The 3,606-nt window shown below is 66.8% G+C and carries 2 protein-coding genes and 1 pseudogene; all 3 read left to right on the top strand.

Annotation, left to right across the window (positions count from 1 at the left end):
• The first annotated feature begins 278 nt into the window (after positions 1-278).
• A complete protein-coding gene (gene rpiA, locus A7W11_RS07625) occupies positions 279-959 on the top strand; it encodes a ribose-5-phosphate isomerase RpiA (RefSeq protein WP_066410396.1) in 681 nt (226 codons plus the stop codon).
• Positions 960-1,085: 126 nt separating this feature from the next.
• Entirely contained in the window at positions 1,086-1,814 is a 729-nt protein-coding gene (phoU, locus tag A7W11_RS07630) for a phosphate signaling complex protein PhoU (protein WP_066410397.1), read from the top strand.
• Positions 1,815-2,073: 259 nt separating this feature from the next.
• Positions 2,074-3,546: pseudogene (locus tag A7W11_RS07635) on the top strand (TonB-dependent receptor); the annotation flags it as partial.
• Positions 3,547-3,606: the final 60 nt, after the last annotated feature.

Raw genomic sequence — 3,606 nt, forward strand, 5'->3', positions numbered from 1 at the left:
GAGTGGCCCGGCGGGCATGATGCGGGCGAGGCGCTGGCGCGCGCCTGGCCCGGCCTGGGATAGGCGGCGCGGAGCACGGCCCCGCGCGGGCCTGGACCCGCACCGCCCGGACAGCTCCAAAACGGCCGCCGGCATCTGCTACATTGCCGGACGGATTTCGCCGCCAGGCCACGCCTGGGCAACGCAGCCCCCCGGCGTGGGGTTGCCTGGCCGACAGGCGCGGCGTGGTGGCCTTCATTTCTTCTCGCTTGCGCGCCCCGCGCGCCGGAAATCACATCATGCTTACGCAACAGGAACTCAAACAGCAGGCGGCCGACGCGGCCCTGGAATTCGTCGACGCCGTGGCGGCGCCCGACGTGGTCATCGGCGTGGGCACCGGCTCGACGGCCGATCTGTTCATCGACGGCCTGGCCCGCTTCAAGGGCCGCATCCGCGCCACCGTGGCCAGTTCCGAGCGCAGCGCCGCGCGCCTGGCCGGCCACGGCCTGACCGTGCTGGACCTGAACGACGTCGACAGCATGCCCATCTATGTGGACGGCGCCGACGAGATCGACGCCAACCTGTCCATGATCAAGGGCGGCGGCGGCGCGCTGACGCGCGAGAAGATCGTGGCCTCGGTCGCCGAACGCTTCATCTGCATTGCCGACGAATCCAAGCTGGTGCAGCGCCTGGGCGCTTTCCCGCTGCCCATCGAGGTGATCCCGATGGCGCGCGAGGCCGTGGCGCGCCGCATGGCGGCCCTGGGCGGCCAGCCGCGCCTGCGCGAAGGCTTCGTCACCGACAACGGCAACGTCATCCTGGACGTGTCCGGGCTGGCCATCACCGACGCGTACGCGCTGGAATCCGAGATCAACGGCATGGCGGGCGTGGTCACCTGCGGCCTGTTCGCGCTGGCCGGCGCCGACGTGGCGCTGCTGGCCACGCAGGGCGGCATCCGCCGCCTGGACAAGCCGGCCTGAGGTCGGGCAGCCGCTTCATATTGTTGTCATATACAAGTCATAAGCTGGCAGGCCGAACGGGCTTCCAGGCCCGCGCGGCCCTATTTTTCCAGGCACCGCCTGCTCATAACCACGCAAGGAATCCGGATGACGGAGCACACCAACAAGCAGTTTGAAGCCGATTTGGAGCACGTCCGCTCCCAGTTCCTGCAAATGGGCGGCGTGGTCGAGGCCATGATCTACGAGGCCATCGAAGCCCTGTCCTCGCAAGATCCGCAACTGGTCGAGAAGGTCCGTGAGCGCGAGAAGGAAGTCAACCGCCACGAAGTCGAGATCGACGAGCGCATCAGCCTGCTGCTGGCGCGCCACCAGCCCACCGCCATCGACCTGCGCACCCTGCTGGCCGTCAGCAAGATGCTGACCGACATGGAGCGTTCGGGCGACGAGGCCGACAAGATCGCCACCGCCGTGCGCCGCATGCAGGACATCGACCGTCCGCAGATCCAGCTGGTCGAACTGCGCCACATGGCCGACATGGTCGGCAACATGCTGCGCATGTCGCTGGACGCCTTCGCCCGCCTGGATGCCGTGCAGGCCGCCAAGGTCGTGCGCAGCGACAAGGAAGTCGACAAAGAGTGGAAGGCTGCCCTGCGCAACCTGATCACTTACATGATGGAAGATCCGCGCACCATCTCGCGCGCCATCGACATGGTCTTCATCGCCCGCGCGCTCGAGCGCATCGGCGACCACGCCAAGAACATGGCCGAACGCGTCATCTACATGGTCAAGGGCGCCGACGTCCGCCACACCGGCGTGCGCAACACCGAGCGCCAGGCCCGCGGCGACGAAGACGAAAGCGACACCGCCGAGGCGTAATGCGCGGATCGCTCCCGGCATGCCGGGAGGCGGCATCGAAAAGGACCCTGCGGGGTCCTTTTTCTTTGTCCGCGGGATTGCGGCGGGGGGCTTGAATGCGTCCGTGGCATTCCCAATGCGCTCAACCCCTGTCGCAGCCGCACCGTTGCTTGGCTGCAACGGCATTTTCACCAAATACAACAACATTAATGAGAATGATTCTGTTTTTGCTATGATCCCGCCTGATCCGTCGTCTCTCCCTTCTTTCGCGAAATCCCGCATGAAACTCCGCCCCCTGGCTTACCTCATCGCCACGCTGCCCTGCATGGCGCCCGCCGTCCACGCCCAGACTTCCGACGCGAAGCCTGCTGGAACGATCACCATGGAGGCGGTCAAGGTCGAGGCCAGCGCCGACGCATCGGCCGAGGGCCTGGCGCCTGCTCATGCCGGAGGCCAGGTCGCCACCGGCGCCCGGATCGGCATCCTGGGCACGCGCAGCCTGATGGAAACCCCGTTCTCCATCACCAGCTACACCGACCAGTTGATCCAGGATCGCCAGGCCAAGGGCGTGGGCGACGTATTGCAGAACGATCCGGGCGTGCGCGTGGCGCGCGGCTTCGGCAACTTCCAGGAGTCGTATTTCATCCGTGGTTTCATCCTCGGTTCGGATGACATCGCGTACAACGGCCTGTACGGCCTGCTGCCCCGCCAGTACATCTCGACCCAACTGTTCGAACGCGTCGACGTGCTGCGGGGCGCGTCGGCATTCCTCACCGGCGCGTCGCCCAACGGCGGCGGCATCGGCGGCGTGATCAACCTGGTGCCCAAGCGCGCCGGCAACGAGCCGCTGACCCGCCTGTCCACCGGCTACACCAGCGACGGCCTGGGCGAGGTCGCGGCCGACATTTCGCGCCGCTTCGGCCCGGACGACAGCTTCGGCATCCGCATCAACGCCGCGCAGCGCGGCGGCGAGGGCAGCGTGGACGATTCGCGTTCGCGCAACAGCGTGCTGGCGCTGGGCCTGGATTGGCGCGGCGAGCGTGCCCGCCTGTCGGCCGACGTGGGCTATCAGGACAACCGCCTGAAGCAGACGCGCCCGAACGTGACCCTCAGCGGTACGACGGTGGTGCCGGACGCGGCCAAGGCCCGCTCCAACTACGCGCAGCCCTGGTCCTATTCGAACGAGCGCGACGTCTTCGGCACTTTGCGTGGCGAATACGACCTGACCGACAAGGTCACCGCGTGGGCGGCCTACGGCACGCGGCAGAGCAAGGAACGCAACTCGCTGGGCAACGTCACCGTGACCAACGGCGCCACGGGCGACGGCAGCTTCTACCGTTTCGACAATGCGCGCGAGGACTCGGTGCATACCGGCGAACTGGGCGTGCGCGCCAAGATCGCCACCGGCCCGGTCAAGCACGAACTGGTCGCCACGGGCGCCTTCTACGATCTGGAGAAGAAGAACGCCTACGTGATGGACTTCTCCAACTCGTTCGCCACCAACATCTACAACCCGGTCAGCTACGGCCAGCCGCTGATCAGCAGCACGGCCCTGCGCGGCAACGACATGGACGACCCCGCCAAGCAGGGCGTGGTCCGCACGACCAGCTACGCGCTGGGCGATACGCTTTCGTTCCTGGATGACCGCGCTGTCCTGACGCTGGGCATTCGTCACCAGAAGCTGTATCAGCGCGACGACGCTTACAACACCGGCGCGCGCGGCACGCCTTACGATGCCAGCCGCAACACGCCGTGAATCGCCCCGGGTTTTGCGGAGGCTCCAACTCTTGAGAGAATGCGAGCCATGAGCAAG

The organism is Bordetella ansorpii, from assembly GCF_900078315.1.
GTDB classification, from domain to species: domain Bacteria; phylum Pseudomonadota; class Gammaproteobacteria; order Burkholderiales; family Burkholderiaceae_B; genus Bordetella; species Bordetella ansorpii.

Bases quoted from the DNA above. Each gene is read 5' to 3' on its own strand.
- phoU (WP_066410397.1), top strand. From the start codon at position 1,086: ATGACGGAGCACACCAACAAGCAGTTTGAAGCCGATTTGGAGCACGTC.
- rpiA (WP_066410396.1), top strand. From the start codon at position 279: ATGCTTACGCAACAGGAACTCAAACAGCAGGCGGCCGACGCGGCCCTG.